This is a genomic window from Acidobacteriota bacterium (assembly GCA_016208495.1).
Taxonomy (GTDB): domain Bacteria; phylum Acidobacteriota; class Blastocatellia; order Chloracidobacteriales; family Chloracidobacteriaceae; genus JACQXX01.
The window spans coordinates 1-14,207 of sequence record JACQXX010000161.1 but is presented as its reverse complement, the minus strand read 5'-3'; the positions used below and the strand labels follow the sequence as shown (position 1 = coordinate 14,207).

Sequence of the window (14,207 nt, the reverse complement as noted above, 5' to 3'; positions counted from 1 at the left end):
TCGCTATCTCGCTACTTCGCTACTTCGCTACTTCGCTCTTCTTCTTTGACCGCTCAAGCGTTCGGACCAGACGGGCACCTTGATTGCGAAGGCCATCTTGGTTCCATTTGGCAATCGCTTCGGCTTCATTGGCACCAACGCCGCCGCGAAATCCACACTTTAAGCATTCCACCGCGATTCCCTGAGCTGGTCGAGTGGTTCGGGCCAGGGAAAGGACTTCGCGTTTGCAGAAAGGACAGGCTTTTCGGGGGAGTGCCGTGGACGATGGTTCAAGAATGGGTGGGTGGGGTTGAGGCTCAATGGCGGGCAGTTGAGGTTTCGGCGTAGGGACAGTCGTCAGTTTTGGGTCTCGTTTTTTGGGAGTTTCAGCCGGAGCGGGCACCGGCTCGGAAACAACCACTTCAGGCTGTGGTTTCTTTCGACCCACCGGCGCCGGGGCTGGTCTGGACTGAATTTCTTTTGGTTCTGGCGGTGGTGTTTTCTGGATTGGCGGCGGAACGGCCCGTGGTTTGGGTTTGGGCTTTGGCGGATCTTCGGCTTTGGCGGTCACGGGTTCTAGCTTTGGTTTGGGTTTGGGCGGAGTCGCTGATTCCGAAAACGGGTCATCCATCAAAAAATCGAATAAGCTTGGCTGGGCAGAACCGGGTTGGTGCTTCATGATCGCTACCTGTTTGAGAATTTCTTCAGTAAGGCGGGAAAAAGATTGAGTTTGACACTACACTTACAATAATTGTCCACTCGTCTTCAAGCAATAGAGTGTTTCATCCAAATTATTTCCTTTTGACTCTAAATCATTCCTGCCCCTGGGATTACACCATCAACAAAGAGGTCCTTCGATGTTCAAGTCAGGTCAATTTTTTCGTTGGCAAGCTGTTCTGAGCATGAAAAATTTCGGTTTTGGGGTTCTGGCTTTCGCCATTCTCTTTCAGTTTTCTTGCGCTGGAGAGTCGTTTAACCACCGCCATCGAGCCGGTGATAACCAGCCTTTATGGATTTATAACCCCAAAGGTGGTGTAGTTGGGCCAACGGTGGTTGCGTCAGAAAATTATGTGCTGGCATCGCTTCCTGCCTTTAAAGCCGTCGTGGCGTTGGATCCGGCAACGGGAAAAGAACGCTGGCGATTTACCCACGAAAAAATGACTTCGCCTGGGCGTCCCTGGTTTGAAAATGGGTTGATTTTTATTGCCAACACCGATTTTCAGGCCCAACCCAATGGTATTCCAGGGGCATTTTTTGTCCTGGATGCCCGGACCGGCAAACTGGTCTGGCAACGGGAAACAATTGGAGGCGTGGTTGCCGGATATGTGTTTCCGCTGCTCAAAAATGGATTGATGATCAACCTGACCAGTAGCTCAGTCACTCAGCGGGAAGAAATTGTCGAGGTCTTTGAGGTTAAAAACGGAATGGACCTCTATACGATGTCGGTTGATCCGGCGAAATGGAATGCCACCCATCCCGGCAAGGAACTCAAATCGCTTGAATTTTGCGAAGATGGACGAATGCTCGTGATGACCACTGGCCCCGCGTACTTCGTGGCTGACTTTCGGAGGCGGTCGGTCAAGGAAGTACCGTTTTCACCAGTTGGGCCGCCCGAGTCAGCCGAATGTGTTGAAAATACACTGTATCTAACTGGCAAAACAGGCGATTCCACGTTTGTTCAGGCCATTGAGGTGGCAACCGGCAAAACCCTGTGGACCCGACAGGGGAAGCGACAGGTTGAAATTTCCCCCTCTCTGGTGGCTGGAAAAGGGATGCTTCTGGAAGGCAGCGAGACTGCAAAAACCAGCCGACTCATCGCCTGTGATGTCCAAACCGGAACGGATGTGTGGAGCACTGAAATACCAGCCACCACCTTGCCGGGAATTGCCACCGGGGCCGCTGGTTCAGGGCTGATCGTGGTTCGACCCGACCAGGAATCAAAATTGCTCGCGATTGAGGTTGAGACTGGAAAAATCAGATATAGCCTTCAGACGGATGACTTTCCCGCCCGGTCACTGGTGAAGGCCCAGTCCCAGTACGTGACGGTCATTTCCGACACAGCCCAGGGCAGTGAAGCTGAAGCCAGAGTGACGGTTTTTGATCTCCAAACCGGAAAATACCTGTGGCATCACCTGGATGATCCGCTCTATTACCTCGATTTCACCTCTGATTTTGTGCTGGTTGGCAATACCACCTACATTCTGGCTTTTCCCTTCCGGAAAAAATGACCGACTGGCAACCTGGGAGAGGCTGACAAAAGCTATTTGGTTATTTTTCAGAAATCGGGCTACACTTTGGGTTCTGTCTTTTTTCCTTTTCTTTGGAATTTCCTCCTGTAATTCCATCAATTTGGCGGTCATTTGAATGAGTACATTGCCCATGGAACAACTGCAACGAGACCCGGAATTAACAATGGCCCTGAAAGCTTTCTTCGTCGAGCAATTGCCCTGGAAAGTGACCGAACCACTCTTTGGTTCGTACCTGGCCTTCACGTTTGCAGAATTAAATCATCAGGTTCCAACACCGGTTGAATCACATACACAAAGTGCCGTTGTTGGAGCAACAAATTCACCCTTTTTCCCATCTGGAAGTGACTTGGGAACCAATCATCAAAATCAAACAGTTGGAAGCAAAGAAATTTTTGAGGTTGCCGAACAAATCGTTCAACTCCTGCGGAAAGCAATCTTCCAGTTTGAATCAGATTATGCTGAGAACTTTCAGAAATTAACCAGTTTATTCCGATGGAGGCGTGCTTCCGATCCTGAAAACCTGGCGAGTGAAACCCTCAAACGGGCCTATTTAAACATTATCCGGGGATACAAGGAAAATTGGAAATTGATTGAAGAAAACGGCGTTGTAAAATGCCTGTATATCGAAGACCAAAATAGCTTTGAATTAAAAAACTATATTTATCAGATTTCGAATAAAGTCAGTCTCGAAGCCTATCGCAAAATTGACGTTTCGGAATCACTCGACAACCAGTTTGAGTTTCAAGACCGGGGAATTGAATCGGCTGAACCGGGTATTAGTGCTTCGCTGCACGAGGAATACCGGTTGACGGTTGAGCACCTGATTGCGGTTGCCAACAAGTGCCTGTCGTGCTTGCGGCAATGCAAATTTCAGAATGCCCACTTCACCGGCAGCGAAATGTACTCAATTTTGGTACGTTACGTCACGATCAGCGAATTGTCCCAGGAGGAGCAAACCGTTCGATTCCGTGAGTTTGCCACCGAACTTGGAATCAGCATCAATCACCTGCGGACACTGGTTACCTATACCAAACACCGGGTGGCCCGCTGCATGCAGCTCAATCAGTCCAAGGGGCGGCGAGCGATGCCGACCTGCCAGGACTTGAAAATGCCAAATGCCGATGAAGGCGCGACCAGTGCCTTTCAGCGATTTCGGGCCGGCCTGGATGCACTCATTGACCAGATTGGGATCCAAAGTGAGTTATGAAGTATGAAGTATGAAGTATGAAGTTATGAGCTTATGAAGTATGAGTTAATAAGAAGCAATCTAATTTGAATACCAGATGGGGAACGAATTCATAATTCATAATTCATACTTCATACTTCATAATTGTTATTGTTGAAGGAGTTATTATGACCACCGCCTGGCCGCCACTTGAAAAAAATCTACTGCGACAGTTTCTTCTGGGAACACTTGATTCCTTGCAAGTGCAGGCAATTTCCGACCAGTTATGGCACGACGAAACTGCCCAGGCTGCAATGCACCTGTGCGAACAAGAATTGATCGAAGATTTTGTGTTAGGAAAACTGACCGGTTCTGAACAGATACTGGCGAATGCCTATGTGCAGACCTCCCGGCATTCACGAGCCCAACTTGAGACCCAGACTCGATTAGCGGCAGTGTCGCAGGCCATCCGGGCGACGCTGGCCCATAGCGAACCGGAAGCGACCGCGCTCAAACTGCTGGCAATTGGGAGATCAGCCATGCAGGTACTGGCCGAACAATTCATCTTGCCAGTCTTTGCCCTGGCACCAGCGCCCGCGCTCTCGTTTCGGGATTTGGGCCTGGCGATTCCGACGCTCGAGGTGCCGCTCAATCAGGATCGAATTCTTCTCAATCTGACGGTGGTGGATGAGACTCCGGACCAGCATTTGATTGCCCGGCTCTACAGTATCGAGCGTCAGCACCAGAGTGCCGAACTGGCCTCGGTTGAGTTGCCATTTACACCAGATCGGGCCTTTGCCGTGGAACTGGATGTATCGGAACTGGAAGAAGATTCTTATATCCTGAAAATCTTTGACGCGGATGATGCTCAGGCCGTGCCTGTCGAACGGTTTGTCTTTACACTGTTGTTTGAAGAACGCGACCATTCCTTATAGGGCTGAAAAAACCAGGGCTGAAGAAAGCGGGCTGAAGACTCGCAAGCTCGGGGCTGAAGACGTTGGGCTGAAGACGTTGGGCTATTTTACCTGTTGTCTTCAGCCCGATGCTTTTTCAGCCCGATGTTTTTTCCTTGCCCTCTACCCCTTGTCACGTTGTCACGTTGTCACCTTGTCATTTCTTTCTCCGGTTCATCCCTCAAATTTCAGCCTTCATCCAAAAAATTGACCTTTCATCGGTTTGCCCACTTCAAACCAGGTTGCATCGCGTAAGGTAGCTCCATCAGAAACGACACTTACTACCCGAGGTGAAACCGATGGCGTATTTCCAATTTCAATCACATTGTTTTGTCAAAGCAATTTTTTCATTTCTGTTTTTCATGGGTCTGGCAGCCCCGAACTCGCTTCCGGTCAAGGCTCAGCAGACTGGCGCCATGCCGCCTTCAAAGCTCGCCGTTGCGGTTGAGCAGGATTTTCGCGCTGGAATGGGCGGAAACCAGGAAGCCTTTGACCGGGCGATGAAATCAACCGAAGAACTGCTTGTCGGCAACCCGGCCCACGCCGAAGCACTGGTCTGGCATGGCTCTGGACTTGTGTCAAAGAGCGGAAAGGCGTTTATGGCTGGTGATTTCCAGCAAGGCAGCTACTTTATGGAAAAAGGGCTAGGGGAAATGGCCAAAGCCGTCGAACTGGAACCAGACAATGTGCATGTCCGGTTTACTCGCGGTTCAACGCTGCTGATATTGAGCAAAGTGTTCCCAATCCCAGATACCGCCCAGGAATGTCTGGCCAAAGGGCTGGTTGATTTTGAAATGATCGTCAATAAACTGGGCTCAAGCATCAATGCCGCACCGATTGAGTGGCGAGGCCATGTGCTCGTGGGGCTGGCCAGCGGGTGGAAACGATCAGGGAATGAAGCTAAAGCCAAAACATATGCCCAGCAGGCCGTGGCTCTGTGTCCCGGAACAAAATATGAAACTCAGGCCAGGGAACTGCTGGCAACCATCAAAAACTAAGTGAGGAATGAAGAATGTGGTTAGTGGTTAGTGGCTAGTGATGAGTTCTTAGTTTATGACTTTTCTTCGAAAGTATTGATTTCTAACCACTAACCACTAACCACTAACCACTAACCACTAACCACTAACCACTAACCACTTTCTTCATTCTCAATGCCTCATTCACTTTTTTGGGAGACAGGTATGACACGACGTGAATTTGCCAAATTACTGGCCGGTGCCAGCTTATTATCACTGGTTGACGAACGCATCCTGGCTGGCCTTGACCAGAATCGGGACCGGTTATCGTGGCGGGCTTTTCAAAACCCAAGCGCCGAAGGCACCTGGAAATTAACCAAAATTGAAGGGAAGATTCCTCGGGATCTGCAAGGGACGCTCTATCGAGTGGCACCAGGTCAAAAGGAGAAATACGGCGTCAAACTGCGCCATCTCTTTGACGGAGATGCCTACGTGGCCGGGTTCCAGATTCGGGATGGGAAGGTTGAACTCACAACCCGATTTGTTGAGACGCCACAACGAATGGCCGAAGTCAAAGCCGGGAAAATGCTCTATAACGAGTTTGGCACCCAGTCGCCGCTGGACCCAACCGGCCCGCCGCGAGGCGGCGCCAACCAGCCCAGTGTGAACATTATTGCCTGGGATGGCCGTCTACTGGGGCTTTCCGAAGGCGGGCACCCAAGTGCGATTGACCCAAATGACTTTTCCTTCCAGGGATACTGGGATTTTCACGGGACCTTACCCAAAAACGTCCCGTTTACGGCCCATCCCAAATTTGACCCAACAACCGGGGAAGGCTATGGATTTGGTGTCAAAACCGGTATGAAGTCAGCGTTGATGGTCTATCACATGCTGAAAGATGGCACGCTCAAGTTGCTGTTTGAGTATCCGTTGACGTCCTACTTTATGGTTCACGATATGATGATTTCCGACAATTTCATCGTGTTTGTGATCCCGCCGGTGACAGTTGATCTGAAAACCATGTTTTCTGGAAAAGTCAGTCTGGCCGAATGCCTCCGGTTTCTTGAGACCACACCAACCAAACTTGTCGTCATGCGCCGGGATGGCACCGGAACACCGGTGACGATTGAGCAACCGTCGAACATGGTCTTTCACCACGGCAATGCCTTTGAGCGCGATGGAAAACTGGTGATTGATACCATCCTGTCGGCCAATGGAGACATCCTGAAACGGCTGGCTTCACTCGATCAGGGTATTGTGACTGGAAAAAGCAGTGAGCGACTGACCCGACTGGTGCTAGATCCAGTCAAAGGTCTGGTCGAAAGCCGAACAGAATTGACGGAACTGGTTGAATTCCCACGCTTTAATATTCACCAAACCGGCAAAGATGCCCGCTATCTCTATTGTGCCCAGACTGCATCCAACCAGGATGAATCCCCCTTTACCCGGCTGGTGAAATTTGACCTGCACCGGTCCAAAGAATATGTTGCCAAAGCCAAAGCTCAACAGGTGTATGGTGAGCCGGTGTTTGTTCCTCGCCCGGCTGGGAAAGCGGAGGATGATGGCTGGGTGTTGATTCAAGGCTATGACGGGCCAAAAAATCAGAATTTCCTTGAAATTTTAGATGCCCAAACCCTTGATCTGGCCGCCAGGGTCTGGACCGGACAGCATTTCCCGCTTGGATTTCACGGCAACTTTGAATCTGGCATGTTTCGGAAATAGGAGAATCAGGGTTTAGGGTTCAGGGGCAGGTAAAAACCAAAGGACATAAAGGACATAAAGGACATAAAGGGATAATATTTTGAAAACCCTGAACCCTGAACCCTGAACCCCAGCCCCCAATCTATGCCTCAACCCTCAAAACTGGCGGCGTGGTTGCGTCATAACCTCCCGCAAACGCTGATTATTAACTCGATTATTGCGGCAATTGCGGTGTTGCTGGCTGGGCGGTTGTTTTCGCGTCCTCCGAGGCAAACCCTCCAAATTGTCGTGGTCAGCATGGTGTATTCTCAAATCATTGGCACTTTGATTTCGGTTTCGATTGGGTTGGGATGGGTAGAGTTTAAGTCGTACCACAAGCCCTGGAACTGGATCTTTAGAATATTGTTCCTGCTGATTCTGGCGGCGATGGGGACCATGCTGGCCAATGGTATCCTGGTGACAACTGGCTATTTTCCAAAAAACTACTCGTGGAACGCCATCAGCACCAGTTTTCAATTTACCCTGGTGTTTTCAGTTTTGATGGGGCTGGCGGCTTACCTCTTAAACTTTTTTGAACAATCGCTCAAGGATGTCCAACTCAAGCTCCGAACCAAAGAACTCGAAGAAGAACGCGCCCGTAAACTGGCGACCGAAGCCCGGCTGGCTTCGCTCGAATCCCGCATCCATCCGCATTTCCTCTTTAATACCCTGAATTCAATTTCCGCGCTGATTCCTGAAGATCCACGGCGAGCCGAACGACTGGTCGAACAACTGGCGGCGCTCCTCAGGTTTTGTCTGGATGTGAACCAGCGCAGCCTGGTCCCACTGGCTCAAGAACTCAAAATTACCCGTGATTATCTGGAAATCGAAAGTGTGCGACTCGAAAACCGGCTGAGGTTTCAGGTTGAGGTGCCATCTGAATTTGATTTGATTGAAGTGCCTCCGCTCTCAATTCAAACGCTGGTGGAGAACAGCATCAAATATGCAATTGCCCCGCGCCGATTGGGTGGGAGTGTGAAAGTAAGCGCCTTTTCAACTGACGCTGACGTGACCATCCAGGTCAAAGACGACGGCCCAGGGTTTGACCCCAACCACATCCACCCTGGGCATGGCATTGACAATGTCCAATCGCGGCTACAGGCTTTGTTTGGCACCAAGGCCGAATTTCAAATCTCGTCTCATTCCACTGGAACCACCGTCTCGATCTCGGTTCCGTTTCACCCGGAGAAATGAAGTGTGCTGAAAGTGTATGTTGTTGACGATGAACCACTGGCGATTCGCCGATTGGTTCGCATGCTCGAAGCCACCCATCGCGCCGAGGTGATCGGAAGCACAACGGATCCGGAAACCGCGATTGAAGAACTCTCGGCCCTGACGGTTGATGCGGTTTTTCTGGATATTCAAATGCCCGGATACAACGGGTTTGAAGTGTTGTCGCACCTGCCTCACCAGCCGCTGGTCGTGTTTACCACGGCGTTTGACCAGTATGCGTTGCAGGCGTTTGAAGTGAATTCGATTGATTATCTGCTCAAACCAATCGAAGCCGCCCAACTTGACCGGGCGCTGGCCAAACTCGAACGACTGCGTGGCCACCAGTCGCCACATCCATCTGACCATCTGCAATCGGTGATTTCGCAACTGGCGCAAACGCTGGCTGGTCCGACACGCCAGTTTCCAGAACGCATTGCGTCACGCGTCGGCGAACGAATCCAGTTTCTTGACCTGGCAACGGTGACCCATTTCTTCTCGCAGGACAAACTCACCTTTGCCGTGGCGAATGGAAAGGAGTGGGTCGTTGATTACACGATTTCAAAACTGGAAGAAAAACTCGACCCGACACGGTTCCTGCGCATTCATCGGTCAACGCTGGTCAACCTTTCATTTGTCGAAGAACTCCATACCTGGTTTGCGGGTCAACTTATTGTCAGATTAAAAGACGCCTCCAAAACCGAACTCCAGGTGGCCCGTGATCGGGTTCGCGAATTGAAGGAACGGATGGGAATGTTTTGAAAAAAACAGGGCTGAAAAAAACAGGGCTGAGGGCTTGGGGCAAAGGAAGGGATGAGGGATGAAGGATGAGGGATGAAATAAAACCAATTCTTCAGCCCGAAGTCTTCAGCCCGAAGTCTTCAAAGCTTGCGGCACCAGTTTCACATCCTGGGACAAACTGCGGCGTGAAACCAGCAACGTATCGGGGAGGTCCACAATGACGAGGTCTTCGACGCCAAGCAGGGCCACTTGCCGTTCTGTTTCGGAAAACACCAGGTTCCCCGACGAGCGCAGGGCGATGCCGGTACCGATGAACAGATTTCCCTGATCGTCGTGTTCCGGAGTTCTGAGTTCATAGAGTGCCTGCCAGCTTCCGACATCGCTCCACCCAAAATCAGACTGAAACACAAAAAGCGGGGCCGTGGTTTTTTCCATCACACCATAATCAATCGAAACTGATTCAAGCTCACGATAGACCCGGTTGAGTGTTTCGGTGTACTGCTCAGGATTTCCAATGGTGGCTTCGATTTCGAGCAATCCGGCATACAACGCCGGGAGGTGCGCTTCGATTTCAGCCAGGATGGTTTTGGCTGAGAAGACAAAAATGCCGCTATTCCATAAAAATCGGCCACTGGTGATATACCGGGTTGCAGTTTCGACATCGGGTTTTTCAACAAACCGGCTGACTTTGAAATATTGTTTTCCAGCCTGAACCAGAGGTGACCCGCTGGTTTCGATGTATCCATACCCGGTTTCTGGTCGGGTGGGTGTAATCCCAAGCGTCACAATGGCACCGGTTTGAGCCAGGTTGGCGGCTGCCGCAACGGTGGCTCGAAAATCATCGCCATTGGCCACAAAATGATCTGACGGCAAAATGACCATTGGTTCATCTGGCGATAGCTGGCGGGCATGAATGGCTGCCAACCCAATGCAGGGCGCCGTATTTCGGCCAACCGGCTCGACCAGAACGTGACCAACCCCTTCGCCAAACAGGCGTTGGGTCAACTCAGCGTGGATGTCTTTGACTACGGCAAAAAGTTGGTGATTTTTCACCAGAGGTTTGATCCGGGTCACGGTTTCTTCAAACATGGTCTGGGTGCTGGTGATAGATAAAAACTGTTTGGGCATGGTGTCGCGGCTCGCAGGCCAGAAGCGGGTTCCGGAACCACCCGCCATAATCACGGCAAACATTCGGTTTTCTCCTGAAGCAAAATAGAATTCGGATCAATTTGGGCAAATTGTTCCAGACAGGATCGGCACAGGCAATGGGTGTATTTTGTCTTGAGTGCCGCCCGATGGGCATCGGTCAACTTGATTTCAGTACACCAGCAGCCGGTCAGCGTGGCGCCGCAGACAAACGGCTGACCGCAGGCTTCGCAGGTTTGAGGGTCACGCCAGCGGGTGGTGACGATTCCAGCCAGGGTTTTGAGTTTCATCAAAGTTAAACTCCCGTTCGTGAAATTGGGTTAAATCAAGCGCCGCGTTGCACAACCAGTTTACAGTCAACCCGATTCGATCATGCCGCGATTGGCTGGAACGGTACAGGGGCAAATTGAATAGTTGCACCGTGCCGGCTCAGTTTTGAGAGCGAAACTGCCGTCAAGTACATTTCCCAGATACCCTTCGCCAAACCGTTTGGCGGTTCGGCAGGAATAGGCATTGCCGCCTTGATCGAGCACAAAATACTCAACTCCGGTCCAGCACAACCGGCCACGATAGGATGGCGCCAGGTTGGCCTCGCGTGAAGTCGGGCTCTTCCCGGCAATATTCACCACCAGCGATTGATCAGTTTCTGAATATTGGAAAACTCCGTGCTTCGTTTTCATGGCCTGTGGAAAGTAGCGCAATCCGGCCTGTTCAATCTGCTGACGAACCTCAACCAGTCGGTCAAGGGTTCCCGGCACCAGGACGTTGTTGACGACCAGCGAGGTTTCAGGTTTGAGCCAGCTTCGCAGGAGCACGGCTTTTTCAATAAACTCTTCAGCCGTTACATATTCCAGATGCAGGCTCGCGGAGACAACTTCCAGCTTGTCTCCAACCAGATCAACGAATTTGCGCAAGATCGCCGGTGGTGCCGAAAGATTGGTCAGTACTGACACCCGATGGCGTAATCTGGCAAGCCCTGGAATGACCTGTGCCATAAATCCTTTAAAAGCAAATGGTTCTCCACCTGACATTTTGATTTCCCACACGCCGGGCAAGGTATCAAAAAAGCTGAGAAACCGGTCAAGTTCGTCATCGGTTGGGTGTCCCTGGCGAAATTTGCGCGACTGAATGCAATAAGTGCAGTCGTAATTGCACACGCCATTGGTTTGCCATTCGATGGTTGGTTTGCGCATAGGGCAGAATCCTGGGTTCCCGGTTCCGTTCACGTGTAGGTTTTTTGCTTGTCTCCCAGTGGGACGAGAGAGTTTGAAAATCGGATTGAGCATCCTGAAAGGCTGCCGTTCGGATAGCCGGTGGTTGCGAGGTTTTGGGAGCTATAGAATTTCAGATAAAGAAACCACGAAACACACGAAACACACGAAACATAAATCCAAATACTTCAATAGTTTCAAGATATTGTCAGGGGAAACACCAGGGAAATATTTATCTGAAAAGCTATACCACCGGAAAAAAGTTCATTCTCTCAACTCTCTCCCCTGCTACCCGCGCCCCGCAGGGCGCGGGTAGCAGGGGAGAGAAACATCGAGGTGGCCTTCGTGACCGGTGGTAGGCCCAAAGCGGCCAACAGACCGGCTATCCGAACTGCAACTCTTCGAGGTGCAAAACCAGAAACCTGTTCGTCACTGAACAGTCATTTTGCAGTACCGATAGCTGACGGTAAACTGTATATTTGAAAATAGAGCTTACCCAAAAATTGGCCTGATCCCTTGCCTGAATTTAAACTCCTGTGACCGACAGAAAGGGCGGCAGCAATTACTGCCGAAAGTGGAATGTTCATTTGTGAAACGTGCGGACATATTGCCGAAGTCCCCAACGCCGCTTGTCTTTGCCCGGATTGCAATACACCGCTTGTCCCAACCACCCAGGAAGATGAACACTCACCCGTCAAAGAAATGATCGGGCGGCGGTTTATCGAGAAATATAAAATCATCGGATACCTTGGCAAAGGCGGCTCCTGCACCGTGTGGAAAGGCGTCCACCTCCTGACTGAACAAACCGTCGCCATCAAAATTCTCCACAATGAAATGGCGGTCAACAAACTGGCCGTTCGGCGATTTCAACGTGAAGCCAAAGCCGCCTGCAAAATCAAACACCCAAACGTTGTCAGAGTGATGGACTTCGGGACCACTGAATACAACGAAGTGTACCTTGTCATGGAGTATGTCGAAGGCCGCACGTTGCGCAAAATCATCGCTGCCGAGTATCCATTACCCTACCCTCGAATTTTTGGGTTGCTGCTCCAAATTTGCGGTGCCCTGGAGGCTGCTCATCGGTGTGGAATTATTCACCGCGATCTCAAGCCGGAAAACATCATGGTGACCCCGTCGGTTGAAGGCGAGCACGTGTGTGTACTTGATTTTGGAATCGCCAAAATGTTTGAACACGAGGGCGAAGAAACGCCACTCACAGCGGCTGATTCAATCCTTGGAACCCCAAATTACATGTCCCCGGAACAGGCCCGAGGCGTCGAGCTCGATTATCGTTCCGATATTTACTCGCTGGGAATTGTCGTCTACGAACTGGTCTGCGGCGTGACACCATTTCCAAAAGACCAGCCGCAGTTGACCTTGATTCGGCACATCCGAACCCCGCCGCCGCCGCTGACCGTTCATCGCAGGGACGTGGCTCCGGCGCTTGAGGCGTTGGTGATGAGTTGCCTCCAAAAAGAGCCATCCAACCGTCCTTCGACCGTGATGCACTTTGCCCAAAACCTGAGAGCTGTCTTTGGGGCGGATTCAACCAGCGGTCAAAATCTAACTCCATCAGGTTCATTTGGGTATCCGCAACCTTTGGATCAAGGAAGCGGGTCTGGGAGTGGGTCAACGCCAAAAACATTGTCGGCTCCGGTTCGCACACCTTCCGACAGCCAGGGCCCGCTCGAAGCCGATACCCCGCTCCAGATTGCTTCTTTGCTTGGCACTCAAAAAACGCCTTCTCAAAGCGAAATTCCACCGACCCAGAAAGTCCCAGTTTCATCCGGACAACAGAAGCGGGCCGAAAGAGAGGAACTTCCTGGAAAAGCAAGGTACTCAGGGTTTTCCGAAGAGTCGCTTTTTCTCTGGATTTGGGTTTTGGTCAGCGGTGGAGCAGTACTGTTTATTCTGTACTTGTTGTTTTTTCAGTAATGACTTTCCATGACCTTATAAGTACCTTACCGAAAATTTCCCTTCTGTAAATTTTTCCGTGATGGATTCTTTCGAAAATTCAAGGGTTCAGCCTGCGAAGCAGGTGGGAGACAGTAGCCCCCGGTGTAACCGGGGGAACGGCACGCCGCCAAATTCCAGCCTGCAAAGCAGGCGACAGAGGCAGCCATACCATTCAAGGTTCGGTGTCAGGTTGGAAAGTGCAATTTTTTCAATGGTTTAGTAGTCATTCTAAACTAAAACAACACCTCCCTAAGCACAATGTGCCGATGGGGTTGTGTTCTGTCGCCTGCTTCGCAGGCTATGGAGGTGTCGGACCGATCCCCCGGTTGCACCGGGGGCTACTCTCTTTTACCTGCTTCGCAGGTTGAAATCCTCAATTCCCAATTTGCTCGAAGGCATCCATCACGGAAAAATTTACAGAAGGAAAATTTCCAGACATTTTAACCACGGAAAACACGGAAAAAAATCAAATACTTACCAAATCCAATATCTCCGAAAAACTTATGACAAGGTACTTACCATTTCGGAATGATCCTATCGCATTAGCAAAAGGCTAAACTGTTGATAAACTTGTATTTCCCTCAGTCCTTAGCCCGATACCCTCAGCCCAAAATAGTATTAAAACCTGAGCCGAAACCCAATCTGAAACTGTCGTGGAGCAAACACCGACCGATACCGATCCTGGGTAAGCGGATAGCGTCCATTAACCGGCGTCGGCAGGTTAAAGCTTCCAGTGTGTGAAGGAAAGTCATCGTCCTGAAGATTGTTTTTCTTGACAGATGGAACCAAACTGTTACGCTTCCGGTGCACCCTTAACTGAGTGCATTCTTCCTTAATCAAACCAAAAGAATCTTCCCGAATGTGCCCAAATCCGTGATGTTTCCAGGATTGGGCTCTCCTCT

Annotated in this window: 13 protein-coding genes; 8 read left to right on the top strand and 5 right to left on the bottom strand. The window is 50.6% G+C overall.

Going from position 1 to position 14,207, the window contains the following annotated elements:
• Positions 1–19: 19 nt before the first annotated feature.
• Positions 20–658 carry a Lar family restriction alleviation protein gene (locus HY774_28725; GenBank protein ID MBI4752495.1) on the bottom strand — a complete coding sequence of 213 codons (639 nt, stop codon included), beginning with the start codon at positions 656–658 and terminating at the stop codon, positions 20–22.
• A 223-nt stretch (positions 659–881) separates the two neighbouring features.
• On the opposite strand from HY774_28725, the gene HY774_28720 reads away from it, so the two are divergent.
• From HY774_28720 to HY774_28690, 7 genes are all read left to right on the top strand, one after another.
• Positions 882–2,207 carry a PQQ-binding-like beta-propeller repeat protein gene (locus HY774_28720; protein ID MBI4752494.1) on the top strand — a complete coding sequence of 442 codons (1,326 nt, stop codon included), beginning with the start codon at positions 882–884 and terminating at the stop codon, positions 2,205–2,207.
• A gap of 151 nt (positions 2,208–2,358) precedes the next feature.
• The gene (locus HY774_28715; GenBank protein ID MBI4752493.1) at positions 2,359–3,435 is read left to right on the top strand and encodes a hypothetical protein; all 1,077 of its coding nucleotides are present in this window, start codon (positions 2,359–2,361) and stop codon (positions 3,433–3,435) included.
• A gap of 146 nt (positions 3,436–3,581) precedes the next feature.
• Positions 3,582–4,328 carry a hypothetical protein gene (locus tag HY774_28710; GenBank protein MBI4752492.1) on the top strand — a complete coding sequence of 249 codons (747 nt, stop codon included), beginning with the start codon at positions 3,582–3,584 and terminating at the stop codon, positions 4,326–4,328.
• Between the two features lie 317 nt (positions 4,329–4,645).
• Entirely contained in the window at positions 4,646–5,344 is a 699-nt protein-coding gene (locus tag HY774_28705; protein ID MBI4752491.1) for a hypothetical protein, read from the top strand.
• A 183-nt stretch (positions 5,345–5,527) separates the two neighbouring features.
• Positions 5,528–7,024 carry a carotenoid oxygenase family protein gene (locus HY774_28700; protein ID MBI4752490.1) on the top strand — a complete coding sequence of 499 codons (1,497 nt, stop codon included), beginning with the start codon at positions 5,528–5,530 and terminating at the stop codon, positions 7,022–7,024.
• A 123-nt stretch (positions 7,025–7,147) separates the two neighbouring features.
• Positions 7,148–8,236, top strand: a complete 1,089-nt coding sequence (locus HY774_28695) for a histidine kinase (GenBank protein ID MBI4752489.1) — start codon at positions 7,148–7,150, stop codon at positions 8,234–8,236.
• Between the two features lie 3 nt (positions 8,237–8,239).
• A complete protein-coding gene (locus HY774_28690) occupies positions 8,240–9,013 on the top strand; it encodes a response regulator transcription factor (protein ID MBI4752488.1) in 774 nt (257 codons plus the stop codon).
• Positions 9,014–9,118: 105 nt separating this feature from the next.
• On the opposite strand, the gene HY774_28685 is transcribed toward HY774_28690, so the two are convergent.
• The 3 genes from HY774_28685 to HY774_28675 all read right to left on the bottom strand — a co-directional run bounded on the left by HY774_28685 (position 9,119) and on the right by HY774_28675 (position 11,331).
• Positions 9,119–10,183 (bottom strand): mannose-1-phosphate guanylyltransferase, encoded by a 1,065-nt coding sequence (locus HY774_28685; GenBank protein ID MBI4752487.1) that lies wholly within the window; start codon positions 10,181–10,183, stop codon positions 9,119–9,121.
• Positions 10,171–10,428: a cysteine-rich CWC family protein gene (locus HY774_28680; GenBank protein ID MBI4752486.1), complete on the bottom strand. Its 258-nt coding sequence runs from the start codon at positions 10,426–10,428 to the stop codon at positions 10,171–10,173. The genes HY774_28685 and HY774_28680 overlap by 13 nt, the downstream gene beginning before the upstream one ends.
• A 66-nt stretch (positions 10,429–10,494) precedes the next feature.
• Positions 10,495–11,331 (bottom strand): radical SAM protein, encoded by an 837-nt coding sequence (locus HY774_28675; protein MBI4752485.1) that lies wholly within the window; start codon positions 11,329–11,331, stop codon positions 10,495–10,497.
• 597 nt (positions 11,332–11,928) lie between these two features.
• On the opposite strand from HY774_28675, the gene HY774_28670 reads away from it, so the two are divergent.
• The gene (locus HY774_28670; protein ID MBI4752484.1) at positions 11,929–13,284 is read left to right on the top strand and encodes a serine/threonine protein kinase; all 1,356 of its coding nucleotides are present in this window, start codon (positions 11,929–11,931) and stop codon (positions 13,282–13,284) included.
• A 639-nt stretch (positions 13,285–13,923) separates the two neighbouring features.
• Here HY774_28670 and HY774_28665 read toward each other — a convergent pair.
• Positions 13,924–14,094 (bottom strand): hypothetical protein, encoded by a 171-nt coding sequence (locus HY774_28665; protein ID MBI4752483.1) that lies wholly within the window; start codon positions 14,092–14,094, stop codon positions 13,924–13,926.
• Positions 14,095–14,207: the final 113 nt, after the last annotated feature.

What these genes read in the sequence shown, in the direction of transcription:
- HY774_28680 (MBI4752486.1), bottom strand. Translation starts at nt 10,428, where the DNA reads ATGAAACTCAAAACCCTGGCTGGAATCGTCACCACCCGCTGGCGTGAC.
- HY774_28705 (MBI4752491.1), top strand. Translation starts at nt 4,646, where the DNA reads ATGGCGTATTTCCAATTTCAATCACATTGTTTTGTCAAAGCAATTTTT.
- HY774_28720 (MBI4752494.1), top strand. Translation starts at nt 882, where the DNA reads ATGAAAAATTTCGGTTTTGGGGTTCTGGCTTTCGCCATTCTCTTTCAG.
- HY774_28710 (MBI4752492.1), top strand. Translation starts at nt 3,582, where the DNA reads ATGACCACCGCCTGGCCGCCACTTGAAAAAAATCTACTGCGACAGTTT.
- HY774_28700 (MBI4752490.1), top strand. Translation starts at nt 5,528, where the DNA reads ATGACACGACGTGAATTTGCCAAATTACTGGCCGGTGCCAGCTTATTA.
- HY774_28670 (MBI4752484.1), top strand. Translation starts at nt 11,929, where the DNA reads ATGTTCATTTGTGAAACGTGCGGACATATTGCCGAAGTCCCCAACGCC.
- HY774_28685 (MBI4752487.1), bottom strand. Translation starts at nt 10,183, where the DNA reads ATGTTTGCCGTGATTATGGCGGGTGGTTCCGGAACCCGCTTCTGGCCT.
- HY774_28695 (MBI4752489.1), top strand. Translation starts at nt 7,148, where the DNA reads ATGCCTCAACCCTCAAAACTGGCGGCGTGGTTGCGTCATAACCTCCCG.
- HY774_28725 (MBI4752495.1), bottom strand. Translation starts at nt 658, where the DNA reads ATGAAGCACCAACCCGGTTCTGCCCAGCCAAGCTTATTCGATTTTTTG.
- HY774_28715 (MBI4752493.1), top strand. Translation starts at nt 2,359, where the DNA reads ATGGAACAACTGCAACGAGACCCGGAATTAACAATGGCCCTGAAAGCT.
- HY774_28675 (MBI4752485.1), bottom strand. Translation starts at nt 11,331, where the DNA reads ATGCGCAAACCAACCATCGAATGGCAAACCAATGGCGTGTGCAATTAC.